The organism is Shewanella sp. Isolate13 (genome assembly GCF_022398325.1).
Classification (GTDB): domain Bacteria; phylum Pseudomonadota; class Gammaproteobacteria; order Enterobacterales; family Shewanellaceae; genus Shewanella.
Window position 1 is genome coordinate 235,048 of record NZ_JAKEVD010000002.1, and the last position, 26,544, is coordinate 261,591.

Annotated in this window: 22 protein-coding genes; 14 read left to right on the forward strand and 8 right to left on the reverse strand. The window is 48.4% G+C overall.

Translation table 11 applies throughout. From position 1 onward, the window contains the following. Positions 1 to 72 precede the first annotated feature (72 nt). From hldE to L1D44_RS02250, 3 genes are all read left to right on the forward strand, one after another. On the forward strand, positions 73 to 1,503 hold the full coding sequence (gene hldE / locus L1D44_RS02240) for a bifunctional D-glycero-beta-D-manno-heptose-7-phosphate kinase/D-glycero-beta-D-manno-heptose 1-phosphate adenylyltransferase HldE (protein WP_239888640.1): 1,431 nt from the start codon (positions 73 to 75) through the stop codon (positions 1,501 to 1,503). 39 nt (positions 1,504 to 1,542) lie between these two features. Next, a complete protein-coding gene (locus L1D44_RS02245; protein ID WP_239888641.1) occupies positions 1,543 to 2,454 on the forward strand; it encodes a hypothetical protein in 912 nt (303 codons plus the stop codon). Positions 2,455 to 2,583: 129 nt separating this feature from the next. Then, positions 2,584 to 3,057 (forward strand): TetR family transcriptional regulator, encoded by a 474-nt coding sequence (locus tag L1D44_RS02250; protein WP_239888642.1) that lies wholly within the window; start codon positions 2,584 to 2,586, stop codon positions 3,055 to 3,057. 65 nt (positions 3,058 to 3,122) lie between these two features. On the opposite strand, the gene L1D44_RS02255 is transcribed toward L1D44_RS02250, so the two are convergent. The 4 genes from L1D44_RS02255 to L1D44_RS02270 all read right to left on the reverse strand — a co-directional run bounded on the left by L1D44_RS02255 (position 3,123) and on the right by L1D44_RS02270 (position 7,514). Beyond that, positions 3,123 to 4,511 carry a MipA/OmpV family protein gene (locus L1D44_RS02255; protein WP_239888643.1) on the reverse strand — a complete coding sequence of 463 codons (1,389 nt, stop codon included), beginning with the start codon at positions 4,509 to 4,511 and terminating at the stop codon, positions 3,123 to 3,125. Positions 4,512 to 4,677: 166 nt separating this feature from the next. Then, complete coding sequence (locus L1D44_RS02260) at positions 4,678 to 6,060, reverse strand: NAD(P)(+) transhydrogenase (Re/Si-specific) subunit beta (RefSeq protein ID WP_239888644.1); 1,383 nt, start codon at positions 6,058 to 6,060, stop codon at positions 4,678 to 4,680. A gap of 6 nt (positions 6,061 to 6,066) precedes the next feature. Further along, complete coding sequence (locus L1D44_RS02265; RefSeq protein ID WP_012153916.1) at positions 6,067 to 6,342, reverse strand: NAD(P) transhydrogenase subunit alpha; 276 nt, start codon at positions 6,340 to 6,342, stop codon at positions 6,067 to 6,069. Continuing rightward, positions 6,342 to 7,514, reverse strand: coding sequence for a Re/Si-specific NAD(P)(+) transhydrogenase subunit alpha (locus tag L1D44_RS02270; protein WP_239888645.1), 1,173 nt, complete (start codon positions 7,512 to 7,514; stop codon positions 6,342 to 6,344). Before L1D44_RS02270 ends, L1D44_RS02265 begins: the two co-directional genes overlap by 1 nt. 344 nt (positions 7,515 to 7,858) lie before the next feature. Here L1D44_RS02270 and L1D44_RS02275 point away from each other — a divergent pair, with 344 nt between their 5' ends. The 6 genes from L1D44_RS02275 (at position 7,859) to L1D44_RS02300 (ending at position 15,844) form a co-directional block, all read left to right on the forward strand. Beyond that, positions 7,859 to 9,655: an assimilatory sulfite reductase (NADPH) flavoprotein subunit gene (locus L1D44_RS02275; RefSeq protein ID WP_239888646.1), complete on the forward strand. Its 1,797-nt coding sequence runs from the start codon at positions 7,859 to 7,861 to the stop codon at positions 9,653 to 9,655. A 90-nt stretch (positions 9,656 to 9,745) separates the two neighbouring features. Beyond that, positions 9,746 to 11,443 carry an assimilatory sulfite reductase (NADPH) hemoprotein subunit gene (gene cysI / locus L1D44_RS02280; RefSeq protein ID WP_239888647.1) on the forward strand — a complete coding sequence of 566 codons (1,698 nt, stop codon included), beginning with the start codon at positions 9,746 to 9,748 and terminating at the stop codon, positions 11,441 to 11,443. Next, positions 11,436 to 12,197, forward strand: a complete 762-nt coding sequence (locus L1D44_RS02285) for a phosphoadenylyl-sulfate reductase (protein WP_239888648.1) — start codon at positions 11,436 to 11,438, stop codon at positions 12,195 to 12,197. The genes cysI and L1D44_RS02285 overlap by 8 nt, the downstream gene beginning before the upstream one ends. Positions 12,198 to 12,886: 689 nt before the next feature. Further along, positions 12,887 to 14,623: a hypothetical protein gene (locus tag L1D44_RS02290; RefSeq protein ID WP_239888649.1), complete on the forward strand. Its 1,737-nt coding sequence runs from the start codon at positions 12,887 to 12,889 to the stop codon at positions 14,621 to 14,623. A gap of 86 nt (positions 14,624 to 14,709) precedes the next feature. Continuing rightward, positions 14,710 to 15,135, forward strand: coding sequence for a DUF3010 family protein (locus L1D44_RS02295; RefSeq protein ID WP_239888650.1), 426 nt, complete (start codon positions 14,710 to 14,712; stop codon positions 15,133 to 15,135). A 157-nt stretch (positions 15,136 to 15,292) separates the two neighbouring features. Continuing rightward, positions 15,293 to 15,844 (forward strand): redoxin domain-containing protein, encoded by a 552-nt coding sequence (locus L1D44_RS02300; RefSeq protein WP_239888651.1) that lies wholly within the window; start codon positions 15,293 to 15,295, stop codon positions 15,842 to 15,844. Positions 15,845 to 15,937: 93 nt separating this feature from the next. On the opposite strand, the gene L1D44_RS02305 is transcribed toward L1D44_RS02300, so the two are convergent. From L1D44_RS02305 to L1D44_RS02315, 3 genes are all read right to left on the reverse strand, one after another. Next, positions 15,938 to 16,804 (reverse strand): PA4780 family RIO1-like protein kinase, encoded by an 867-nt coding sequence (locus L1D44_RS02305; protein ID WP_239888652.1) that lies wholly within the window; start codon positions 16,802 to 16,804, stop codon positions 15,938 to 15,940. 105 nt (positions 16,805 to 16,909) lie between these two features. Then, positions 16,910 to 18,427: a S41 family peptidase gene (locus L1D44_RS02310; protein ID WP_239888653.1), complete on the reverse strand. Its 1,518-nt coding sequence runs from the start codon at positions 18,425 to 18,427 to the stop codon at positions 16,910 to 16,912. A gap of 97 nt (positions 18,428 to 18,524) precedes the next feature. Continuing rightward, the gene (locus L1D44_RS02315) at positions 18,525 to 19,475 is read right to left on the reverse strand and encodes a phospholipase A (RefSeq protein ID WP_239888654.1); all 951 of its coding nucleotides are present in this window, start codon (positions 19,473 to 19,475) and stop codon (positions 18,525 to 18,527) included. Positions 19,476 to 19,889: 414 nt separating this feature from the next. Here L1D44_RS02315 and cobA point away from each other — a divergent pair, with 414 nt between their 5' ends. From cobA to cysC, 5 genes are all read left to right on the forward strand, one after another. Beyond that, positions 19,890 to 20,711 carry a uroporphyrinogen-III C-methyltransferase gene (gene cobA / locus L1D44_RS02320; RefSeq protein ID WP_239888655.1) on the forward strand — a complete coding sequence of 274 codons (822 nt, stop codon included), beginning with the start codon at positions 19,890 to 19,892 and terminating at the stop codon, positions 20,709 to 20,711. Between the two features lie 26 nt (positions 20,712 to 20,737). Beyond that, complete coding sequence (gene cysD, locus L1D44_RS02325; RefSeq protein WP_239888656.1) at positions 20,738 to 21,646, forward strand: sulfate adenylyltransferase subunit CysD; 909 nt, start codon at positions 20,738 to 20,740, stop codon at positions 21,644 to 21,646. A gap of 50 nt (positions 21,647 to 21,696) precedes the next feature. Further along, entirely contained in the window at positions 21,697 to 23,136 is a 1,440-nt protein-coding gene (cysN, locus tag L1D44_RS02330; protein WP_239888657.1) for a sulfate adenylyltransferase subunit CysN, read from the forward strand. 2 nt (positions 23,137 to 23,138) lie between these two features. Continuing rightward, on the forward strand, positions 23,139 to 24,863 hold the full coding sequence (locus tag L1D44_RS02335) for an SLC13 family permease (protein ID WP_239888658.1): 1,725 nt from the start codon (positions 23,139 to 23,141) through the stop codon (positions 24,861 to 24,863). Between the two features lie 105 nt (positions 24,864 to 24,968). Next, a complete protein-coding gene (cysC, locus tag L1D44_RS02340; protein ID WP_239888659.1) occupies positions 24,969 to 25,586 on the forward strand; it encodes an adenylyl-sulfate kinase in 618 nt (205 codons plus the stop codon). Positions 25,587 to 25,681: 95 nt separating this feature from the next. On the opposite strand, the gene L1D44_RS02345 is transcribed toward cysC, so the two are convergent. Further along, positions 25,682 to 26,542, reverse strand: a complete 861-nt coding sequence (locus L1D44_RS02345; RefSeq protein WP_239888660.1) for a TIGR03899 family protein — start codon at positions 26,540 to 26,542, stop codon at positions 25,682 to 25,684. Positions 26,543 to 26,544 lie beyond the last annotated feature (2 nt).

Below are 26,544 nucleotides of genomic sequence, written 5' to 3' on the forward strand. Positions count from 1 at the left end.
TCATTATTCTAACTCAAAAGCGATTAGAATTAGGTACAATCAGTATTAAATTTTGTGATAGATATAGGCGTTATGAAGATTTCTCTGCCAGCATTTGAAAAAGCCAAGGTTCTCGTTGTCGGTGACGTGATGTTAGATCGCTATTGGGCGGGCCCTACAGCGCGGATCTCACCAGAGGCGCCTGTACCTGTTGTTAAGGTTGAACAGCTTGAAGACAGACCCGGTGGTGCGGCTAACGTGGCGATAAATATCGCGACCTTAGGTGGCAGTGCTAGCCTTGCGGGTATTGTCGGTGCTGATGAAACCGCCGATGCATTAACCTTAGGCGTACAAACCCTTGGGGTCGAGCCTAATTGGCACAAGGTTGCTGATAAGCCAACCATCACTAAGCTACGTGTAATGTCCCGTAATCAGCAGTTGCTGCGTTTAGACTTTGAAGAGAGCTACTCTCAAGCCGAGAGTGATGCCCTGCTAGCACAGAGCCTACCACAACTGGACAATGTCGATGTGGCGGTCCTGTCTGACTACGCCAAAGGCGCGCTTATCTCACCACAAAGCTTTATCGAAGCGGCTAACGCTAAAGGTGTGAAGGTACTGGTGGATCCTAAGGGAAGTGACTTTTCAAAGTATCGCGGCGCCTACCTATTAACGCCGAATATGAGTGAGTTTGAAGTAGTCGTGGGTAAGGTGGAGTCAGAGGCCGATTTAGTGGCTAAAGCTCAAGCCTTACTTGAGGCTTATGACTTTACCGCTATGTTGGTGACTCGCTCTGAAAAGGGCATGACGCTCATCACTAAAGATCAGCCCGAGCTGCATATTCCGACCGTTGCCCGTGAAGTCTACGATGTGACAGGCGCTGGTGACACGGTGATCTCAGCCTTAGCCACAGCGATTGCAGCGGGCAGTGAATTACCACAAGCCTGTGCGATTGCTAACACCGCGGCGGGTATTGTGGTGGCTAAACTGGGCACCTCGACGGTCACGCGCATCGAGCTTATCGAGGCGTTATCCCTAAGCCATGGTGAATCAGGCTTTGGCGCCGTGAGTGAAGATCAGCTGGTGTATGCCCTAGAGCAAGCAAGACTACGCGGTGAACGTGTGGTGATGACCAATGGTTGTTTTGATATCTTACATGCCGGTCATGTCAGCTATTTGCAGCAGGCTAGAGCCTTGGGCGATAGACTGATTGTGGCGGTGAACAGCGATGCCTCGGTTAAACGTCTTAAAGGCGAAGGCCGTCCGGTGAACCCTGAAGATAGACGCATGGCAGTGCTTGCTGGTTTGGCCTCGGTGGATTGGGTGGTGCCCTTTACTGAAGATACGCCTCAGCGCATTATCGCGCGCCTGCTGCCTGACTTGTTAGTTAAAGGCGGCGATTATAAGGTCGAAGATATCGCCGGTGGCGCTGAGGTGATGGCTGCGGGTGGTCTGGTTAAAGTCTTAGGTTTTGAAGATGGCATCTCTACCACGGCGATTATTCAAAACATCATGGCGAATCAGTAGCCATTGATGTTAGTCGATAACTACTGACTAAAAATCAAAATGATGAGCTCGCTCGCCGCGACTGCAGCATCAGCTACTCTGGCAACATACTTGGCAGGGGTAAGCATCACGGCGATAGATCTGACGGCATTAGACAAGACAAGTGGCTTATGGTCCGGTATTGGATCTAAACAAGCCCTTGTCTGCGAGCTACATCAACTTGAAACTTGCATCTCGCAGCTCCCGTTCTCGGCCCGTAACCAACTTCCCTCTGAGCTAAAAAAATTTAATCAGTTGTTAGGTCAGCGCGGCGCTATGGTATTGCCTTTGCGTCATGCCCGTATTGCCGGTGTGGTGATCACCGACTTTCAAAATGTGCCCATCCAGCAGACCATCAATTGGGGCGTGGGTCACTTCTCTTTGCCGTTAAAGCAACAGTCACAATTAACTTACTGGCATGAACTCGGGCATCTGCATGCCATCGATGCGTTAGGCCGCCAAGGACAAACGATTACTAGCCCCTATCAGCACGAGTGGCTGGCGGATCTGTATCTACACTGGCGTATTGCGCGTGAGACTCAGAGTTTAGAACTGGCTTGGCAGCAGTACCATAGGCGCAACTTGGCGGTGATGGCGGATAGTGAGTTTATGTCTCATTGGTCGGTACCTGTCTTGGCTCAGGTATTTGAGCTTTATTCTGTTGAGCAGTTAAATCAATTTCCCCGTTTCGACCTGTTCTGGGCGGATATTTCTCCTAAACTACGCCTGCATGATAGGGATACATTGGATGAGTTTTCCAGCCTGATCCAGCGCACGTTCGGCGCAGGAACGGTGCAGCCATTACCCGGCTATATGTATTGGCGCAAGCCTGCCCTCGGGCGCTACCTTGAGCCGACCTTGATTGAGGTGATGGGGCAGAGCGCCGCACACCAGTGGCTGAGCTCTCAGCAGATGAGCGCCGACAATCTATAGGGTGATAAAGTGCAGAGTCGTGTTAGCTGGTGACTTGCTGAATGAGAGCTGAATAGAACGCATTGATTTAGGAATTCATGAAATGCTTTTGTTAGAGTAGGCCTATGTCTATTCCAATGAAGTAGTGTTATGGCCAAGCGTTCTAAAGTCGAGACCGAGCAGACGGTGCAACAGATCCTTGATGAGGCGATGAAGCAGATCCTCGAACTTGGCTATGATGCCATGTCTTATACGACACTATCTGAAGCTACGGGCATTAGCCGCACTGGGATCAGTCACCACTTCCCCCATAAAGTCGACTTTCTAACGCAGCTAGACAGTCGTCTCGCTAACCTGTTCATCGACCGTCTAGATTTCTCCTGTATTCAGTCTCTGCAAACCTCTTGGAAAGTCTCTTTAAAGCAGCCACATTTTATCGCCATCATTCGGCTCTATTTCTCTATCTGTGGTTCAAAGCAGGTGAACGTGAGTCGCTATAGAGCCATTACGTTGGCGAGTGAGAAGGCGCTTAGCGAACTCGGTGAGCAGGGGCGCTTATTAGTCAATGCCTTAGTTGGACAGAGCGCCTTAGCCTTATGTAACCAGCCTGGCGAGTGTCATTAAAAAAGCCTGTTATTTAGCGATAAAGAACAGGCTTTTTGTTAGCTCTGGGGCCATGAGTACCTAGATTAGAAGTGCCACTGCAGGTATACGGTTTGATAGTTGCTGCCACCACTAATGCGGCCAAAGGCGGAGCTAGACTCGAAGATCCCCGATCTATGGTGGATGCTGTAACCAAACCACATGTTGTCGAATTTTGCCGAGTTAAAAACATCCCCCACGTTAACGTCCAGTGAGAAGTCTAAGTAGTTAAGCAGTTTTGACGGTTTATACTCTTTGATTTCTAGCTCACTACTTTCGATATGAGTAACGTTGCTAACGTAAGAGAGACCTTCGGCGACCCCGAGTCTGAAGCGCGGCCCAAGCTCAAAGGTGTAAAACGCCTTCACTGCAATCACGGCTTCGGCAAGGTTATCCTGCACCTCTGAACTATGGTGCCAAACGAGGCCGGGTGTCAGGTACAGATCGATAGGGAAGTTAAACAGACTATCGGTGAGCTGAGTACCGTAAAACGCCGAAGTCATCTGGTTATTGTATGGGTCAGTCTTGGTCTGCCATTTCAAGATGGCATTGAGGTTTGACGGTGTTGCCCAGCCGTGGGCGATACGAACAAATTCGCTGCCCTCTTTGCGTTTAGTTGCTGCAGGCTGCGCAGAGTACTTCTTGGAATTAGGCTCAGGAAAGAAGCCGAAGCCGAAGAAGGACTCATACTGAAAGCGGTTGTTAATGGTCGGTAAGTTGTAGACGTCATCTTCGAGGCGACCAACACCGAACTGTCCAAGTAGGTATAAGTTGCTGTACACATGGTAACGGGCCTTAATACCCGCGTTAAAGTCTACACCACCACCGATCTCGTACTGTTCTAAACCGTAGTAATAGTTATTAAAGTCGGCGCTCTTCCACTGGAATTCGGCGTAAGGTTTGAGCCTCCAGTCCCCAGACTCCCAGGTGTATTGGGTACGGCTGTAACCGTAACTGCGTTTATTGGAGTCTGAAAGAAAGGCTAAGTCGAAGTCCCACTCATCTTTGACGAAACGGTACTGCAGACCAAAATCAAAGGCTTGAGACTGGGATTCGTTCTGTAACTCCTTGGGGATATCGACAAAACGAAAGCGAGTGTAGAGATTGATCTGATGGTTGTCATTTTTCCAGATATGGCCTGCCGCTTCCATGCCATTGATATAGAAATAGTCATTCTCAAAGTAGATGAGCGGCAGGGTGTCATAGACCTCATCTTCTTCGGTGGCGTAGGGAATATCGCCGCGGCGCATACCAATACCTATGCCCCAGTTATCACTCCACTGAGCGATAGGCTCTTCGTCAACCTCTTCATTAAGTTGGACCGGAGGCGGTGGCATCTTGGTGTCGAGCTCACTGGAGTCTGCTGCTTGCAGAGCTGAAAATGGCGCGAGTAAGATAAGGCTAAGAGACAGAGGGGGAAATATCTTGAGAGTCATATTCTTTTTCTTCTAGCACAGGTACTTGTAGCTAGATTACTTGATTCTAACCATGAATTACATAATTTTAACAAGAAATGGTTAAATAGAGCTTAATGGCAATTAATACTTACGAAAGGAATAAAAAAGGCCGCATTAGCGACCTTTTCGGTTTTAGCATTTTAGCTTAATCGGCTTCTTTTAAGCTTTGGGTTAGCTCTACAATCGCCTTCTTACCATCGCCAAATAGCATTAATGAGTTATCTAGCGCGAAGAGTGGGTTAGGTAATCCTGCAAAGCCTGGGCTCAATGAACGCTTAACCACAACCACGGTTTTTGCCTTGTCGACGTTTAGAATCGGCATGCCGTAGATTGGGCTGCCCTTATCTTCACGGGCCATAGGGTTGGTTACGTCATTGGCACCGATAACAATCGCCACATCCGTTTGCTCAAACTGTGGGTTGATCTCATCCATCTCAATTAGCTGCTCGTACGGTACTTCAGCTTCAGCTAACAACACGTTCATGTGACCCGGCATACGACCCGCAACAGGATGAATAGCGTAGAGTACTTGGGTACCACGTGCTTCCATTACGGAGGCTAGCTCACGCACGGCGTGTTGCGCCTGCGCCATGGCTAAACCATAGCCTGGCACTATCACAACGCGTTCGGCAGTTTCGAGTAGCATAGCCACCTCTTCAGGTGAAGATGAGGTCACTTTACCGGCATAGACTTCGTCTGCATCGACCGTTTCGCCGCCTTCGGCCATCACGCCAAATAGTACGTTAAACAGTGAACGGTTCATCGCCTTACACATGATCTGTGTCAGGATGATCCCCGATGCACCAACGAGTGAGCCCGATACAATCAATACCGTGTTACCGGTAATGAAACCTGTGGTCGCCGCCGCAATACCCGAGTAGGAGTTCAGCAGCGCGATAACCACTGGCATGTCGGCGCCACCGATTGGTACTACAAGTAGTAAACCTAGCACCAAAGATACGGCCACTAAGGCGTAGATAAGGTTGATGTTGCTAGGATCCATCACAATGGCAATCGCAAGGCCAATTGCGGTGATAAGCAGTAGTGCGTTAAGTAGCTTGTTACCCGGTACCTTAATGGGGTTACCCGAGATGAGCTCCTGCAGCTTAGCGAAAGCGATAAACGAGCCAGACAGAGTCACGGCACCGATGATCACTGTGGCTGTAATCGAAACCAAGGCAACGGTATGGGTCGCGGACTGTGGATCGATAAAGTTAGCCAGTGCGATAAATAGTGACGCACCACCACCGAAGCCGTTTAGCATGGCAACCATCTGAGGCATCGAGGTAACTTGGATCTTGGTTGCCATAACGGCACCAATTGTGCCACCGAGTAGCACACCTGCAATGATCCATTCATAGCTTAAAATGCTTTGATCGAGCAGGGTCACAACCACGGCAATAAACATACCCAATGCTGAAAGCTGGTTACCGCGCACGGCGGTGCGGGGCTTAGTCAGCCCCTTGATCCCTAAGATAAATAAACTCGCAGCCACCAAGTAGGCGAGGTAAATAATCGTCGTACTCATAGTGGCTTATTTCCTTTTAAACATGGCTAGCATGCGGTTGGTTACCATGTAACCGCCCACAACGTTGATAGTGGCAAGTACCACGGCAATAAAGCCTAATACATTGACCCAAATACCTGCGCCAGAGCCCGCAGATAACAGCGCGCCCACAAGCGAGATCCCTGAGATCGCATTTGAACCTGACATCAAAGGTGTGTGCAGAGTCGGTGGTACCTTAGTGATCATCTCGACACCTAAGAACACAGCAACCACGAATAGGGTCAGTAACAGTAGAATTTCCATTATTTAGCCTCCGATGAGGTTTCGAGCGCAGCTAGGCCTAAAAGCTCGCGTAAACGTGTGCTCACGACTTCACCTTTATGGGCTACAACCGTGTCTCTAATGATCTCATCGTCAAAGTCGAGATTAAGTTCGCCCTCTTTGCTGACGAGTAACTTAAGCAAGTTTTCGATGTTAGTGCCATACATCTGGCTGGCATGATTTGCCGCCGTTCCCGGTACATTTGATGGCCCAAGAATGGTTACACCCTTGTAGACCACCTCTTTATCGAGTTCGGTTAGTTCACAGTTACCACCTGTTTCAGCCGCAAGATCGACAATAATCGTGCCGCTCTTCATGCCATCGACCATCTCCTTGGTGATAAGGATTGGCGCCTTACGGCCTGGAATGGCTGCCGTGGTGATCACGATATCTTGCTGGGCAAGCACGTTCGCCATCGCTTGTTGCTGACGCTTGAGGAAGTCATCAGATTGCTCTGCAGCGTAGCCACCCTTGGTTTCGGTGTTTTCCGCTTCAAGGTCAAGCTCAACGGGCTTGGCACCAACAGAGATGATCTGCTCGCGAGCCGCTGGGCGAATATCATAGGCCTCAACTACGGCGCCTAAACGCTTAGCCGTGGCACAGGCTTGCAGTCCGGCTACACCCACACCCATGATAAAGGCGCGTGCAGGTTTTAAGGTGCCTGCGGCAGTCATCATCATAGGGAATAAACGTGGTGCCTTATGGGCGGCGAGCAATACCGCTTTATAGCCAGCGATAGTCGCCATAGAGGAGAGGATATCCATGCTTTGAGCACGAGTGATCCTAGGTACAAGCTCCAGGGCAATCGCCGTTACCCCCGTTTCGGCAAAGGTTTGCGCATGTTCAGGATGCGCCAGTGGATCCATCATGCCGATCACGATTTGCTGCGGTTTAAGCTTGGACTTTATTTCGTTAAGTTGCTCATCTTTGGCGTTCACTAGGGTAATGATGTCCGCATCACTGAAGATCTGTTCACGAGACACTAGGGTTGCGCCTGCTTGAACATAGTCTTCATCGGTAAAACCAGCATTACTACCAGCGCCACTTTCAACAAGAACTTGTAGGTTAATTTTAAGTAGTCGAGTCACATTGGCTGGAATAATCGCGACGCGACTTTCACTAGCATAACTCTCTTTGGGTAGACCTAGCTTCACAAAGGTAAACCTCTCTGTTAGGACATTCGTAGGGATTGATGTCGATTATTGGTTAGGGTGCTTATTGTGGCGACTCTAGATTTAGATACAAGCGTATATTTTTCAGTATGGTAGTTTCTGAGCTGGTCAGACTGAAAAGTTTGCGCTAAGCCACACTTTTTAATAGAAGTTTGCACTAGCAAACTCTATTACATAAGCACTACTTGAGTTACCACTTACTTTTGTAGCTTAATTTTTGAACTTTGTATATTCCTAAATCGAATTAAAAATTATCTTTTATTCTTTTTTTAATGTTTAAGGAGGGGCTAAGCTGAGCAGCATTAAACTGATACAGGGCCGTTTCTATGTTGTTAAAAGAGCTTTCATCACTCGCTTCGCCGCTATCTTCTGGCCAAGTGGACAAGTTAAAGCAGCTCACTGCAGAGCTGAATGCCGTGCAACTTGCTTGGGTTAGCGGCTATCTTGCTGCAACATCTGAGCAGGGCGTGGCAGGGTTGCCTCTGGCTGATGTTGGCTCACAAGCCGCAGCCGAACAAACCATCACCATTCTTTATGGTAGCCAAACGGGTAATGGTCGTGGCATTGCTAATGAGCTTGCCGAGAAGGCGCAGGCGCAAGGTTACGCCGTCAATCTCGTTTCTATGGGCGATTACAAGACACGACAGCTTAAGCAAGAAAGCTTGCTGCTATTGGTTGTCAGCACCCATGGCGAAGGCGAGGCGCCGGATGATGCTATCGAGTTGCATAAGTTTTTAAGCTCTAAACGCGCTCCAAAACTGGATAACCTTAATTACTCAGTACTGGCTCTGGGTGATTCAAGTTATGAGTTTTTCTGTCAAACCGGTAAAGACTTCGAGGCTCGTCTCAATGCATTAGGCGCTAAGTCCATTGCACCTCTGGTTGAGTGTGATGTCGACTATCAAGCTCAAGCCGAGCAATGGCAAGCGGATGTGCTTGAAGCGGTTAAGCCGTTAGTGCAGAGCGCTGGTGCCAGTGTGGTCTCTATCGCTAGCTCTCAAGTCTCTAGCTCTAGTTACACTAAGCAAAAGCCTTATACCGCCGAACTACTCGTTAGCCAAAAACTGACAGGCCGTGATTCTGACAGAGACATTCGCCATGTAGAGATCGAGCTGGGCGAGTCTGGCATTCAATATCAAGCGGGTGACGCCTTAGGTGTGTGGTTTACCAATTCACAAGCGTTAGTTGCTGAGCTGCTTGAAGTGCTAGCACTTGATGGCGGTGAGTCTGTTGCTGTTGGCAGTGATAACTTGAGTTTGCGTGAAGCACTAACCAATAAGAAAGAGCTGACACAACTCTACCCTGGTTTAGTCACTGGCTGGGCCGAGTTGAGTCAAAATGCCGAGCTATTGGCGATCAGCGCTGATAAAGCCCTGACCCGTGAGTATGTGAATAACAATCAAGTGGCTGACTTAGTTCGCCAGTATCCGGCTAAGGTGACTGCAGAGCAGTTTGTTGCCTTGCTGCGCGGCATTACTCCAAGACTCTACTCTATTGCATCGAGTCAGGCTGAAGTCGAGTCTGAGGTGCACCTAACCGTGGCACTGGTTGAAGAGGATCGTGACGGTGTCACTCGCTTTGGCGGTGCCTCTCAGTTTTTAGCGACTGCCGCAGAGGGTCAAGAGGTGCAGGTTTATGTGGAACCCAATAATCACTTCCGCCTACCAGAAAACCCAGAGACACCAGTGATCATGGTGGGACCTGGCACAGGCGTGGCACCGTTTAGATCCTTTATGCAGGAACGTTCAGCCCAAGGCGCACAAGGCAACACTTGGTTGTTCTTCGGTAATCCTCATTTTGAGCAAGACTTCCTCTACCAAACCGAGTGGCAGCAGTACCTACAAAGTGGCGAGCTATCTCGTATCGACTTGGCGTTCTCGCGCGACCAACAGCATAAAGTCTATGTGCAGCACAAGATCGCCGAGCAAGGCGAGGCACTGTGGCAGTGGTTAGAGTCTGGTGCACATTTCTATATCTGTGGTGACGCCGAACGTATGGCCAAAGATGTCCACCAAGCGCTGCTCGATGTGGTCGTTAAATACGGCAACAAAACTCAAGAGCAAGCAGCCGAATATGTAGAAGCGTTGCGAGCCGCTAAGCGCTATCAAAAAGACGTCTACTAAGACTTAGCTTTAAACGAGTAAAGCAATGATGAGCGACGCTAGGGTTAACTAGCGCGAGTGCAGAAAAGAATTTTAAGAGAGTACCTTGCCATGAGTGAGCAAAAGTTAGCAGTAAATGAATATTTAAAAACCGACAGTGATTACCTGCGCGGTACTATCCAAGAAGGCCTAGATACGGCGGTCACGGGGGCATTTAGCGAAGGCGATCAGCAGCTGATCAAGTTTCACGGCTTCTATCAGCAAGATGACCGTGACCTGCGTAATGAGCGTAAAGAGCAAAAACTAGAGCCTTTATATAGCTTTATGTTGCGCGCACGTGTGGCGGGAGGCGTATGTTCACCACAGCAGTGGTTGGCGGTGGATAAGATCGCATCGAATCTCACGAGCTCGAACAGTATTCGCCTTACTACGCGTCAGACATTCCAATATCACGGTATTCCTAAGCGTAACTTGAAGACCATCATTCAAGATCTCGACCGAGAGGCTCTGGACTCGATCGCAGCGTGTGGTGACGTGAACCGTAACGTGATGTGTAACCCTAATCCTGTTGAGTCAAAGCTGCATCAACAGGCTTACGCCTATGCCAAGCAGCTGTCTGACAACATGTTGCCGCACACTAAGGCTTACGCGGAGATCTGGTTAGACGATGAGAAGCTAGTGACCACAGAAGGTGACGAGGTGGAGCCGGTTTATGGTAAGACCTATCTGCCACGTAAATTTAAGATGGCGGTTGCCGTACCACCAGACAATGATGTGGATGTCTACACCAATGATCTGGGCTTTATTGCCGTTGCCGAAGGCGATGAGCTAGTGGGTTTTAATATGGTTGCTGGTGGCGGCATGGGCTCAACCCATGGCGAGGTGTCGACTTTCCCACGTTTAGCTGATGACTTTGGCTACATTAAGGCCGAGGACACGCTTAAGTTCGCCGAAGCCGTGATGACGATCCAGCGCGACTGGGGCAATCGCGAAAATCGTAAACTCTCACGTTTGAAGTACACCATAGTCAAACACGGTTTCGATAAGTTTAAGGCGGAAGTTGAAGCGCGCACAGGCATTAAGTTTGAGTCTAAGCGTGATGTAGTGATAGGTGATCGTGGTGACCGTTATGGCTGGAAGCAGGGCGTCGATGACAACTGGCACTTAACTGTGTTTATCGAGGGCGGCCGCGTAAAAGACTTACCAGGCCAACCATTGCAAACGGGTCTACGTGAGATTGCCAAGGTGCATAAAGGCGATTTTCGCATGACCTCGAACCAGAATATCATTATTGCCGGTGTGCCGAGTGAAGATAAACAGCAGATAGAAGACTTAGCAAGACAGCATGGTTTACTCGGCAAGCTTATCACCGAGACCCGTGGTCACTCTATTGCCTGTGTGGCGCTGCCAACCTGCGCTCTAGCCATGGCTGAGGCTGAGCGTTACTTTCCAGACTTTCTCACTAAGGTAGAAGGGCTACAGGAAAAACACGGCTTCCTCGATCAAGGCATCGTTATTCGCATGACTGGCTGTCCTAATGGTTGTGCTCGACCTTTTGCGGCCGAAATCGGCCTAGTGGGTAAGGCGCCGGGTCGCTATAACCTTTATCTGGGAGCCAGCTTTGAGGGGACTCGTTTGAATAAGCTCTATCGTGAGAATATTCAAGAAGCGGAGATCTTGGCTGAGCTCGATGCTCTATTTGCCCAATATGTCGCTGAGCGCCAAGTGGGTGAAACGTTTGGTAACTATACCGTACGTTGCGGTGTCGTTACGGCTGTACTTGATGCAGCTAAGGATTTTCATGGCTAATACTGTTGATTCGGTGATTTCCGCCGATGCGCTCAAGGCATTATTGAGTGCGCCTAAAGTTGAGCAGCAAGCTGAACTGGCACGGCTGAACGATTTTCTAGCCGCACTCACTCCAGTAGAGCGAGTGCGTTGGGCACTGGCATATCTGCCGGGAAATCACGCCCTCTCATCGAGTTTTGGGATCCAGGCTGCGGTGATGCTGCATATGGTGAGCAGCGAGCAAGCCGATATTCCTGTGCTACTCACCGATACGGGTTATCTGTTTAGCGAGACTTATCAGTTTATCGATGAGTTGACCGAAAGGTTAAAGCTTAACTTGAAGGTGTACTCATCACCTTTCAGCGCCGCTTGGCAAGAAGCGCGCTTTGGTAAGTTGTGGGAGCAAGACTTAGATGGTTTGGATAAATATAACCAGATCAATAAAGTGGAGCCCATGCAACGAGCCTTGGCCGAGCAACGCGTAGGGACTTGGTTTGCGGGACTGAGGCGCTCACAATCGAGCACCCGAGAGGCTCTGCCTATATTAGCTATTCATGGTCAGCGCTATAAGATCTTGCCGATAATCGATTGGAGCAATAAGCAGGTTCACGAGTACTTAACCGAGTTTGAGCTACCTTACCATCCTCTGTGGGACCAAGGTTATGTTTCTGTCGGTGACACGCATTCGAGTAAACCGCTGGAGTTAGGAATGAGTGAAGAGGAGACCCGCTTTAACGGTCTAAAGCGTGAATGTGGACTGCATTACGATATTTGATTTTGTTTTAATAGAAGTTTGCGCCAGCTCCGAGTTAAGTGGTACATGCGTACCACTTTTGGTGTGGTAGTTGTAATATTGTATGCAAAAAATCAATGTGTAAGCTTATGTTACTAAAGGGGTTTAATTCTTTAGTATTAATTTTCATTAAATTTTGTACATTTTTACTAACAAGGTTATGCACAGGTGTTTTTTTGGTCTATAGTTTTAGGTTCCCGTAGATGGTTTTAGGGAACTGTTCTGTATCGGCCTAGATTGGGTCACGCAAAATTTAGTCTTCCACTGATTGGATGTTAGCCTTAAATATTAGGCATCAAAATCAGCTAAAAATTGCAGGCAGAGCCGTCAGTAACCAGATAAACCAAGCTCGAATTATGACGCCAAGGGGCGCTAATTTGAGTGCTTTGATTGGCTTGCTAGCGCCTGCTTAATCAAGCGAGTTGTTTCCCCAGCCAGCCCTGCTCTGTAGGGCTGGCTGGGGTTTTCACGTTTTAGAGCTAACTCCCCCATTATTGCCAGCATTGTCTCTCAGTACTTTATCTCCTAACTTAATTGCTAATATCCATTAATCACTTGGATAACAGTTTGCTTGAGCCTATTGGTATAAGGCATAAACAATGATGTAGTATGGCTGATTAAGGTTGTAATGTTTTCTATCGGAATAATTGAAATATCAAATGGAGCTTTGAATGAAAAAGATGCTTATTGCCGCAGTGGTTGCCGCTGCTGGTGCTGGTGGATATTGGTATAGCCAGCAGTCAACGCAGATCTCGGCCGGTGAGAACCCAGTATTAAGCTATATACCTGCTGACACCCCAATTTTTTCCGCACAGCTACAACCTTTCCCCGTTAAGTCCTATATCAATTCGTTATCTGAAGCCTACAGACAATACCCTGTGGATGTGTTTGATGAGCTTGAGCAAGAGCTTGAACAAGAAAATGATCCTAGGGCTAAATTCTTTGTCAGCCTGATGAAGTCCTATATGGCATCGATGAAGGACGGCAGCAGCTTTATTCAGACCTTCGGCTTGGCTGAAAATATCCGTAGCTACTTCTATACACTCGGCGCCTTGCCTGTGGTCAAAGTCGAAATCGATAATCCCGATGCCTTCTGGTCACTGCTCGATAAAGCGGAAGCCGAGAGTGGATTCTCCCATACCAAGGCCAACTTGAAAGGTGTGGATTACCGTAGTTATCGATTGACCGATGATACCGAGCAAGAACAGATAAACTGGGTGTTTGCGGTACATGATGGTCTGCTTATCTCTACACTGAGCACCTCTTTTAGTGAAGCCGCTTTACTCGAAACTGCTCTTGGGGTGACCCCAATTGATAACTCTATTGTCGATGCACACATCATCGAAGACATTATCAACAAACATGGCTTTACCAATGAGGGGATAAGTTACATCAATCACAAAGAGATTGTGACGGCGTTAACCAGTACCGATGGCAATCAGCTTGCAGGTCAGCTTTCGAAGTTATTTGAAATGAGCCAAGAGGATCCTTTTGCCGAGCTGAAAACCCCAGCATGTCAGCTAGAACTCTCTACCATTGCCGATAATTGGCCGCGAACGGTTGCGGGATACGACCTACTGGATATTAACGATAAAGAGAGCAAAATTGGTTTTAGAGCCGTGGTTGAGAGTAAGAACCAAGTGTTACTCGATGCCTATCAAAAACTGCGTGGTTATATTCCTGCCTATACACAAGATATTGAAAATAGCGTATTTACTTTAGGTGTGGGTATCGATATAAACCAGATGGTACCGTCATTAACTGCTATCTGGGATGATATGTTAACCCCAGAATATCAGTGTGCTCCATTGGCCCAGATGCAGGCTCAAATGAGCCAGCAGAGTCCCGGTATGTTAGGCATGTTTACTGGCATGGCGAATGGTGTCAAAGGCGTTGGTATTTCGCTTATCGACTATAAGATCAGTGATGACATAGATAATCCGCAGCTAGAGAGCTTAGATGCCGTTATGACACTCTCAGCAGATAACCCCAGCATGTTATTTAATATGGTGAAGCCATTTGCACCTGAGTTGGCCAATGTTCAGTTGTCTGCCAATGGTGACGCGATCGATATCAATAGCATAATTCCTATGCCTCCTGAGATGAAGATCAAGGCTAAAATGGCGGTAAAAGGTAACCACTTAGTCTTATTTGCTGGTAACAAGGGGGAAGCCGTTGCCAATAGCTTAGCGACAGAATCGCTGGTCAATAACGGCTTGATGGTGATGTCAGCCGATTACATGAAGATGTTTAAGCCACTGCTAACCTTTATCGAGCTAACTGGTGAACCCGTTCCTGAAGGGCTAGAGGCGATGAAAGGTTATGATATGCGAGTCAAGATGAGTCTCGATATTGATCAAAAAGGCTTCGAAGTCGACTCTCTATCAAACTCTCGTTCAACTGAATAAGCCGAGCATGGCATAATTCAGTCACGACAATACGCCAGCCAGTGAAGGTTGGCGTTTTATTATTTTGGTGATACTTCGGAGTTAAGATGGCTGAGCAGCTAGTCAGTGGGTGCTTTTTAAAAGCGAATGAGGTTAGGTTGGTTACTTTAGCGGGTAGCAGAAGTGCTCATCGAGTGATTGCGCCTAAGACAAATAAGTTCAGCCTAGTTAAAAATCCCAGTCAGGCAGAGACTCGAGAGTTTGTTGCGCAGCTTAAGGCGTACTTAATCGAGCATAATGTCTCTAAGCTGGTCTTAAACCGCCGTGCAACTACAGGGCAAGGTGCCGGGGGGGCGGGAACTTTCTTAATGGAAGGGGCAATTTTAGCCTGTGTCTCGCAGGAGGTTGAGTTTATTCACCCAGCGACACTGAGAGCCACAGATAAACGCTGTAGTGAACTCAAGCTACTTAAACCTAAGACGGTCGATTTAGGCAAAGCCTATGACCTAGCCTTTGAGTGCCTAAGCGAGTAATACGCTCAATTCCAGTGATAAACGAAGCAATCCTTAACCGGGAGCTGGCGTATAGCTGGGGAGGGATTAAGATAGATCGTAACAGCTAGAAATAAGCATAGGGAGCACTCCTCCATTGTTGAGAGGGGGCAAGACTATTTAAATAAGGGACAAGACGATGATTAAACAGCTTTCAAAACTTGGGTTTATCGCATTATTACTCCTGCCGTTAAGCGCGCTGGCAACGGATCTGAAGGTCGGTGATATGGCTCCAGACTTTAAGCTACAAGCGACTGATGGCCACTTTTATCAACTTAGTGACTACAGAGGTAAGCAAACCTTAGTGCTGGCTTGGTACCCTATGGCTAACACCCACGGCTGCACTTTGGAATGTAAGTCCTTGGTCGAGAAAGGTCACCTTATTCGCGAGTATAACGCCGTATATATGATGGCCAGTGTGGATGATCTCGAGGATAACCAAGCCTTCGCTCGCGAGCAGAAAGCGGACTTTCCTATGCTTAGCGATCCGAGTAAAGAAACCGCTAAAGCCTACGATGTACTGAACTTCGTTCGCGTCGCTAGTCGTGTGACTTTTTACATAGGTAAAGATGGCAAGATCTTAAAGATTGATGAAGATATCAATAACAAAACCGCTGCCGAAGATATTGCGGCGACCTTAGAAGAGCTCAATATTGAGAAAGCAAACGATGTCGTGAGCTCCGATAAATAGTCGGCGTTACTCGATAAGCTAGCGATACTAAAAAGCCCAGCTGTGTTCCACTGCTGGGCTTTTTTTGTCGCTCAGTATCAGCTGATTAGCGGGCTAATACTGGTACTCATCCTCTGGTGAAGATTGTATGCGAGCCTTACGATCTTGCTCCTCTTCGAAGGCGGCTTGGATCTCGGCTAATACCGCATCGATATCGGCGCTGTGTTCGGTTTCGACAAACTGCCCTGTTAGCTCTGCCTCTGGCGATAGCTTGCCGGATTCAAATTTGAGCCACATCTCCTGAGCATATTTGCTAGTGCGTAGAGATGGAGCAAACTGACCATAATATTGAGTCATATTGTTTACGTCACGCAGCAGCATGCGCTTAGCATTATTGTTTGCCGCAGCGTCAACGGCTTGGGGCAGATCGATAATGACCGGCCCTTTATCATCGAGCAATACATTAAATTCAGACAGGTCGCCATGAATAATGCCTGCGCACAGCATTCGCTGGACATCTTTCATCACCATCGCATGATGGGCAATGGCCATCTCTGGTGTTAGCGTTACATCGTTGAGTCTTGGCGCCACATAACCCGCTTCATCGGTGATTAGCTCCATTAGCAGTACGCCATCAAAGCAGCCATAGGGCTTAGGCACGCGCACGCCCGCATAGGCGAGGCGAAACAGGGCATCGACCTCGGCATTTTGCCAAGCCTGTTCCTGCTCTTTGCGGCCATAATTAGAGCCTTTTTCCATGGCTCTGGCCCTGCGTGAGTTGCGGCTCTTACGGCCTTCGCGATATTCAACGGCTTTCTTAAAGCTGCGTTTATCAGTTTCTTTGTAGATCTTGGCGCAGCGAATATCGTTGCCACATCTAACAATGTAAACATCGGCTTCTTTGCCGCTCATTAATGGACGAATTACTTCGTCAATCAGTCCTTCATCAACCAGAGGTTGGAGTCGTTTTGGGGTTTTCATGGCGCTCTTATACCTTAGTTGGCCGAATGATGGAATGAATTCGTTTATTATCATCAAAAAAGATGACCCTAGTCAGTTCAAGCAGGGGGAGCCCCCGAGTTTGGATTAGGGGATTTCGGCTAGGGCGTCGCCGCTCGGTGCTGGACTTTGGGCTAAAAACTTTTCACCGATAAGCTCGACGGCATTAGCCTTGTTAAACGCGAGTTGATTGAGCGATATGTCGGGAGTGAGGCCAACTCCTGACAGAAGTTGACCATTAGGGCGATAGACTAAGCTAGAGCTAAATTGAACCACAATTCCGCTATTTGGCAGTGTTATTCGATAGCGTGGGCCAAGGTCGCCACGGGTTGTGGCGCCGATAAGCGTGACTCTAGGCCAGTTCTGAGCTGCTAGGGCTATCCATTCACACTCTTGCTCGCAGCTAGCATCCACCCGTAGAAACAGTTGTGCATGTCTGGCCAAGCCAGGCGCCGCTTCTGAACTGGGCGCGGCCTCGGAGCTGGACTCGACTTGGGTGATAACCCTTAATTCGGTTATAGATTCAGTGTCGAATATCCGAGAGCGGCGAACTAGGTAATCACTAAAGGCTTCACTAGGCTTTAATTCATTATCAAAGCCGCGGTACTTAAGCTCTGTTTGCTCAAAAAAACTCAGTTGCGACAGGGGCGTGTATTGGCTGGCGATACGATCGGCTCTGGCGCTGGCAAAGCGTTTGTATTGCAATAAGGCGAGGATCTTTTGTTGCTGTTTATCATCACTAAAGTGTTTCGTGAGCCAAGCCATAAGCAGATCTTGTGGCTGTTTAATGGCGCGGATATCGATAATAAGCTGTGATGGAGCATGACTCTCGGGCCGAGCGGTAAGTTGCTGGGTTAGCCGCTGTAAAGTCTTGGCATCGATCTGTGAGGGTAAGCGAAAATCGACTCGCTGTTGAGTCGGCTCAATCGATTCAGCTTCTTTGGTTTGAACTAATGTTAGCGTTCGCTGCACACTGAGCTCACCATCGGTAAGGGTCAGTATCGACTCGCTAGCGTGCCTAAGGCCTATCTCTCGTCTGAGTTTCGCTATCTGCATGATCCCGTTTGCCTGTGCTAGACGGGACTGTTTCAGTGGAGCGGGCAGGTAGCTTTGGCTCGCCAACACCCAGCGGGCAATAGGCAAGCCATCGATGTGAGAAAGGTAGGGGTATTCGGCATCGAGCAGTCTGCCTCCCAAGTTATAGGCTTGCCAATATCGATCGTCAAATACCAAGTTAATGGGCAGTCTGGTGGCCGTTGCTGTATTGAGATGCGGGCTGAGCACCTGAATGGCAGGATCGCCGAGCTGGCTAAGCAGTTGCTGTAACTGCTGCGCTAGCAGCGTCGAATGAATTGTGCCGATAGAGCGCTGTATTAGGGCATTTGCGCTCTGGGTGATCTCTTGTAAGCGCTGTGGGTCGTTGGCTGCAAAGGCGGAATGCTGCGCAAGCTTAGCGATAACCAGCTTCAGATCTTGCTGGTATTGCCGCACACTGAGTTCGGTTGTTATCTTGTTAGGGAAAAAGAACTGGTAGCTGAGTAGCCCAACGCTCATGCAGATGAGGAGGCTAAAAACAGTCAATATGCCCTTATAGCTCAAAGTCATAACCATCCTTGTGCAGGCAGGCTTTTAAGCGGGTTACGCTAAGCCTGCTAAAGACGCTTTTGATATTGAGCTAACGTTGTCGATTAAAAGGTGTCGACTATAAGATGTCGTTAATCGAAACCCCAATACCTATGCGTTGGTTATGTACATTGTAGTCGATTAAACTTTCACCGTAGCCATTAAAATATTGAGTATAAAGTCTTAAGTTACCCAAGATCGGGTAGCTCCAGGTGAATTCCAGAGCGCCATAGTTGGGTTTTTTAATGTAATTGCGCACCATCAGAGTAAATCTATGTTCATTGAGGCCGTATACGCCTTTGAGCTCTAGGTTACCCATGTAATCGGTAATATCTGGGTTGTCATCGCCCTTTGGAGAGCTTGGCGTCTCCTTCTCATCTTCTGGAATACGCCACCATGCCTTAGCTTCAAGGGCAAAGGGGCCGCTATCAAATACCATCATGCCATAGAGTCGATTCCAGCTACGTGATTTTGAACCCGACTGACCATTGGATTGGTGTACCGCGCCAAGACCCCAAAAAGAGTTTTTCAGCGGACCCAGCTGCCAGTCATTGGTAAAGAGCATGAAGATCTCTGGTTCGTGATTGGTTTCTCTAAAAGGCGAGGAGATATCTTTGTTGTATACCTGCCAATAGGATTGGTTGGTATAGGCTGCAAACAGGTGACCGTTGTCACCAAAGACATTGTGCCATAGTGGAAACTTAAAGCTGATCTGAAACTTGGCCTCCATATTATCTAAGGTGAAGGGATGCTCGGCGGCATCTTTTTCAAAAGGGGCCATATTGGGGGATTTGCTGTAGGTCACAGGCAGAATATAGTTAACCTTATGGGGGGTAATGACGTAAGGCAGCTCGTCAGTAGCACTTTCTTCTGAGATCCGTTTATCAACTAGTGACTCTTCTCTTTTAGGCGTAACCTCGATGTTGGTTTCGCTTTCTTCACTCTTACTTGCTTGAGTCTCGCTTTGAGCATAAAGGCTAAAAGAGCAGCACAAGCCAGAGGCTAAGAGTAGCGCAGCTAATTTGTTCATCGTATTCCCTGAATTTATCTAAGCAGTTTTGTCTTCTTATGTGGAAGATTCTACCTAGCACAATGCTGAATTAACAGTTGTTTAGCAAGTCGGCAACTGTGGGCGCTAGTTTTTTTGGGTAGGCTTAACTTGGATTAACCTCATATTTATTAATCAAAAACAGCGCCAATATTAGATCTAAATGCAATAAGTTAGTGCTAAAAGTCACCATGATTTTCACTTAGTTGAACAGACTCATTGCCTTATTGGATTTAACGCTTTTTATACAAGACGTTACATGTTACACCGCCATATCTATCTACAGCCTTGTACCTCTCAAATAACTAAAAGTTATAAAAGGTAATAAATACATATTTATTATGGAATAAGCAGGCGGCTATATTTCACTACACGAATTCAGAGTGAGGTAGCGTGATGGAGATTGTAACTTTACCCGGTCAAGCCGCTGGCGGAAAAGTATGGCTAGTGGGAGCGGGGCCTGGTGATGTCGATCTACTGACAGTAAAGGCTTATCGGGTGTTGCAAAACGCCGATGCGGTGCTTTACGACGCGCTCGTCAGTGATGAGATCTTGGCATTGATCCCAAAGCATGCCGAGAAAATTGCTGTAGGTAAACGCGCAGGCCTTCACAGTGCGGCGCAGAGCGAGATTAATCAGCTACTGGTTACTAAGGCCTATACCCGCAAGAACGTAGTTCGGCTAAAGGGCGGAGACCCATTTATTTTTGGTCGTGGTGGTGAAGAGCTAGAAACCATCGTGGACGCTGGCATCGATTTTGAAGTGGTGCCCGGTATTACAGCAGCAAGCGGCACGGCGGCTTATGCCGGCATTCCGTTAACCCATAGAGATTACGCTCAAGGTGTGAGCTTTATTACCGGTCACTGCAAGCTGGAGAGTCGCCCAATGGATTGGCAGAGTTATGCCAATCCTAATAATACCTTAGTGATCTACATGGGTATTTTGAATGCAGAACTCATTAAAACAGGCTTGCTTAATGCTGGTAGATCGGCGCAAACCCCTGTCGCCCTTGTCTCAAAGGCGACGACTAGCCAGCAACGCGTGTTTACCGGTCACCTAGATAACCTTGATGAACTTGCCAGCCACCCGGAACTTGTGATGCCGGCGCTGATGGTCATCGGTGAGGTGGTTGAGCTTGCTGATAGCCTAAATTGGTTTACGCCGCAAACACAAAAGAGCCAACTCAAAAGTCACGAGTTAGCCGCATTAACAAGATAATTGATTGAAGAATACGGAGAATTAGCATGGCCGCGAAAGAGTTAAGCCATTTGCAACAACTGGAAGCTGAGAGCATTCAAATTATTCGCGAAGTCGCGGCAGAGTTTGATAATCCTGTGATGATGTACTCCATAGGTAAGGACTCATCGGTGATGTTGCACCTTGCTCGAAAAGCATTCTATCCAGGGAAAATTCCCTTTCCTTTGCTCCATGTCGATACCGACTGGAAATTTAAAGAGATGATCGCCTTTCGCGATGCTCAGGCCAAAGAATTTGGTTTCGAGCTACTAGTTCACAAGAATCCAGAAGGGCTTGCGATGGGCATTAGTCCATTCGAACATGGTAGTGCTAAGCATACCGATATCATGAAGACCCAAGGGCTTAAACAGGCGCTGAATAAGTACGGTTTCGATGCCGCTTTTGGTGGTGCCCGCCGTGACGAAGAGAAGTCGCGTGCCAAGGAGCGTGTCTATTCATTCCGTGATAAGCACCATACCTGGGATCCTAAAAATCAACGCCCAGAGCTGTGGCGTACCTATAACGGTGCGGTGAATAAGGGCGAAAGCATTCGTGTATTCCCACTGTCTAACTGGACTGAGTTGGATATTTGGCAATATATCTACCAAGAAAACATCCAGTTAGTACCACTGTATTTTGCTCAGAAACGTCCCGTCGTTGAGCGCGATGGCATGATGATCATGGTCGATGACGACAGAATGCCACTGGCAGAAGGTGAGCAGCCTAAAGAGGAGTTGGTGCGCTTTAGAACACTGGGCTGTTATCCGCTAACGGGGGCGATGCATTCTGAGGCTGACACCCTAGAGAAGATTATTGAAGAGATGCTGCTGACCCGTTCGAGTGAGCGTCAGGGTCGTCTTATCGACTCAGATCAAAGCGCATCGATGGAACTGAAAAAACGTCAGGGCTATTTCTAAACCCCGCCATCCAATGGATGAATGTGGATGAAGAACTCTAAGGAATCATTATGAATCAAGCAGTAAGTAATAACGCACGCCTGGCGGCAGAACTGGAAGATCTGGGCGTAAAAGAGTACCTGTCACTACAGCAAAATAAGGGACTGTTACGTTTCTTAACCTGCGGCAGTGTCGATGACGGTAAGAGTACCTTGATTGGTCGCCTATTACATGACAGCGCGCAAATTTATGAAGACCAGTTAGCGAGCCTGAAAAGCGACAGCGCCAAGCTTGGTACTACCGGTGAAGAGGTGGATCTTGCGCTGCTGGTCGATGGCCTGCAAGCCGAGCGTGAACAGGGGATCACTATCGATGTCGCCTACCGCTATTTCTCAAGTGATAAGCGTAAGTTCATTATTGCCGACACTCCGGGCCATGAGCAGTACACGCGCAACATGGCAACGGGTGCCTCGACCTGCGACTTGGCGGTGATCTTGGTCGATGCGCGTTATGGGGTGCAGACCCAGACGCGCCGCCATGCCTTTATTGCATCGCAGCTCGGTATTCGTCACTTCGTTGTGGCGGTTAATAAGATGGATCTATTGGGCTTTGATGAGAAGGTCTTCAAGGATATCCAAGCCGAGTTTGCCCAGTTTGCCGAGCAACTCGGTGAAATCGATATTCGTTATGTGCCTCTGTCAGCCCTTAAGGGTGACAATGTCGTCGATGGCAGCAATCAAACCCCTTGGTATAGCGGCGGTACACTATTAGAGCTACTCGAAACCATCGATACTCGTCGTGAGCTTAGTAGCCTACCAGTGCGTTTCCCTGTGCAGTATGTGCAGCGTCCCGATCTGGATTTTCGTGGCTTTTCCGGCACGCTTTCATCGGGTGTGATTAGCGTAGGTGATGAGCTGGTGGCACTGCCATCGGGTAAACGTAGCAAGGTTGCCCGCATCGTGACTTTCGATGGCGATCTTGAGCAGGCGATCGCTGGGCAAGCGGTGACCCTCACCTTGGAAGATGAAATCGATATCTCAAGGGGCGATCTACTGTCGCAGGTGACTGATGCACCAGCACTTGCCAATATTGTCAGCGCCGATATTGCTTGGATGGATGAGAAGCCACTGCAAATTGGCGAGCTATATGACTTAAAAGTTGCGGGTAAGAAACTGCAAGCCAGTGTCACTGGGATTGAATACCTAGTGGATATCAACACCCTAGAACGTAACAGCAGTGATGCAATCGGCCTTAACGATATGGCGCGAGTTACCCTCGAACTTAATGAGTCTATCGCCATCGATCCTTACACCTTAGTGCGTGATACAGGCGGCATGATCTTAATCGACCGCCTATCGAACGCGACTGTCGCGGCAGTGATGGCGGTATCGAGCAGCAAGGCCCAAAAAACGGCTCAGCAGTACAGTGACTTTGAGCTAGAGCTAAATGCGCTTATTCGTAAGCAGTATCCTCACTGGCAAGCGATTGATATCAGCAAGGTTGAGGGTTAACAATGCCAGAGTTGTGGGTGTTATCGTGCATCTTGTTTGCCTTAGTCGCTGCCTTGATGGCGGGGCTATGGACACCCGCAGCACTATTTTTTATCGCATCGTTAACGACTTACCTGCTGGGTATGGTGGAGCTTGAAACTGCTTTAGCCAGTTTTACCAATGCCAGCCTAGTGACGCTAGTGCTGCTGATCATGTCGACGGCGGCATTGGAAAAAACCTCGCTACTGGGTAAGTTGAGTCAAGTGGTAGGGCGTGGTTCCTTGGCATCGACTATGGCCAAGCTCGGACTCTCTACCGCCTTGTTATCGTCGTTTACCAACAATACTGCGGTGGTGGCTTCGCTCATTGGAGTGGTGCGCCGCAACCAAGCCCATGCGCCAGCTAAGCTGTTATTGCCACTGTCTTACGCGGCGATCTTGGGGGGGACACTCACGCTAATTGGTACCTCGACCAATTTGATTGTGAACTCCTTTGTAGAAAACGCAGGACTGGTGCCTTTAGGTTTCTTCGAGTTTTCTATGATTGGCATAGTGATTGTCACTGCTGGAGTTGGCTTGTTAGTGCTACTGGCCAACTGGTTGCCCGACAGACGCGATGAGAGTCTGGATGAAACCTTACCCTATCTGCTCGAAGCCAGAGTGGCGAAAGAGTCACAGCTGATAGGTAAGAGCGTACAAGACAATCGTTTACGCGCCCTTAAAAAGCTTTATTTAGTGGAGCTTGAGCGCAGCGGCATTCGCATCTGCCCGGTACCGCCGCATTTAGTGTTGCAGAGTGAGGATATTTTGCGCTTTAGTGGCGCGGTGGAGTCGGTTGAGCTGCTGCATCAGTTCGATGGTTTAGAGTGGTTTGGTAAGCAGCAGGCCAAGGGGCAAAACCTGATTGAAGCTGTGCTTGCGCCAAGCTCAACCTTGGTTGGGCGCTCACTAAAAGAATCGACCTTCAGAGAGAAATTTGATGGTGCAGTTTTGGCTATCCGCCGTGGCCATCAGCCTTTAAAGGGCGGCCTGGGTGATATCCAGTTACAGGCAGGGGACGTATTGCTGGTCACGCCTGGTGATGGCTTTTGCCGTAACACTAAGCTGGCCTCTGAATTTGCTGCGGTGAGTGGCTTAGACTTGAGTGTTAGGCTGGATCCACGCCGAAGTCAGTGGGTACTCACAGGTTTTCTTGTGACGATTTTAGCTAGCCTGACAGGGGTATTGCCATTAGTTAAGGGGCTCATCTTGCTCTTGATGAGCTATATCGCCATCGGTGCGGTGAGCCTATCTGAGCTTAAAAGACGTTTTCCTTTTGAGTTGGTAGTGATTGTTGGTAGTGCCTTGAGCTTGGCGAACCTGATGTTATCGACCGGGCTTGCCGATGATATCGCCGCGTTTATTTTGGGAGCGATCAATGGTTACGGGGTCTTTTCGGCATTTGTGGCCGTGTACTTGATGACACTGCTATTGACGGAACTTATTACTAACAATGCCGCTGCGGCGCTCTCTTTTCCGGTGGCTTATGCCATCGCCCTAAGCTATGGCGTCGATACTCGGCCGTTTATTCTCGCCGTGGTGTTTGGTGCCAGCGCCAGTTTTATTTCGCCCTACGGTTATCAGACCAACTTGATGGTCTATAACGCGGGTAACTATCGTTTCAGTGATTTTTTGCGTGTGGGTTTACCTTTGTCACTACTTTATTCGGCAATCGTATTGTTATTAGTTCCAGTATTTTTTCCATTTTAGCTTTTCCATTTTGGCTTGTTCTGTTTAAGGCTAATGGCGCAGATGTTCAGATGGTGTTAGCTCGTTTGGTTAACTACTTTATAGATTAGATTTTTTGGAGTTTTTATGTCTGATATCGTTTGGCACCAACACAGTATTGATAAGCAGTCTCGGGCGTTGCAGAAGGGACAAAACCCTATCTTGCTATGGTTTACCGGTTTGTCGGGCTCGGGTAAATCAACTTTGGCAGGTGCGTTAGAACGTGCATTATTCGATGCAGGTTTTCACACCTATCTACTAGATGGCGATAATGTGCGCCATGGTTTGTGCAAAGATCTCGGCTTTAGCGCGGATGATCGCGACGAAAACCTACGTCGTGTCGGTGAGGTGGCAAAACTCATGGTCGATGCTGGTCTTGTGGTGTTGTCGGCCTTTATCTCGCCGACGAGGGAGGAGCGTGAGCGCGTACGCGCACTATTCGATGTGGGGCAATTTATCGAGGTGCATGTGTCGACGCCATTAGAGGTGTGTGAAGCCCGTGATCCTAAAGGTCTATACAGTAAGGCGCGCGCTGGCGAGATCAAAGATTTCACCGGGATCTCTGCGCCCTATGAAGATCCAACTGCTGCCGAGCTAACTATAGATACCAGCAAGGGGGACTTAGCGACTCAAGTGAGCGCACTGTTAGATTATTTAGCTGCGATACAGGTGATCGATTCAGAGAAGCTAAAGAAAGTGGTTTAGTTTGATTTAAGTTATCCAAAGTTACTCATAAAAGTGCGATGCCGTCAGTGATATCGGCATCGCATTTTTAGGGGTAATATTCTTGATTACAAAAGCTATTCAATCTTGAAATCGCGGGAAAACAGCGCTTTCATCGCCTTGATGTAGTCTTTATCGGTATTGAAAGGAATAAGCTGCGCCAGCTCATCGCCAATAGGGGTAAAGCGGTAGTAGCTGAAAAATAGCTGTCCGCTCTTTGGTGTCAGCTTGAGCTTTAGATCGCTAAGAGAGAAACTGATCGGCGTCTTACTGCTAAGTAAGCCCGTCTCTAGCTCACTGCGATGTAAAATGCCCGCCTCGACCAAGGTCAAAATATTGGAATAGGGTAGGCCAAATTGGGACAGACCGATATTGGTTGATGTTGGCTTCTTAAAGAACTGCCCTAAGCCTCCTGCATGTTTAAAGCCGATGATTAGCTTGAGCCGTGACTCATTGTTAACCAGTACCGACATGGCGAGGGCTTTCTCTAAGATCTGCGCTTCTTTATGGGTGAGCTGTTTCAGCGTTGCCAAGGTGCGTAGACTAAAATTGCCCGGAGAGGTGATTTCATTGGCTAAAATCCTGCCCCACAACTCCTGCATCTTACGATTATGAATTTGCTCGGCCAGCTTAAAAAACTGGTGGGCCCAGTCGGGATCGAGATCGACGCCTGTTACGTCTGATGGCGTATGGCTGATGGCTATTTTATAGATGGTTTCAAGGTTCTCTTGATACTGACACGCCAGCTTCTGCGCCCTAAAGGCGGCGCGTTCACCAATTGATGCGCTGCTGGCACGGTAGTCATCCTCGCTGGCTAACCCCAGCATACGCCCTAGCAGCAGTGCTTTCTTGCGGGCAGAAACCCCTGTGGCCTTGCTGCTCTCTTTTGCCGTTGGTTTAGCTGCGACTTTGGCAGCGTCTGTTACTGTCTCAACCATGA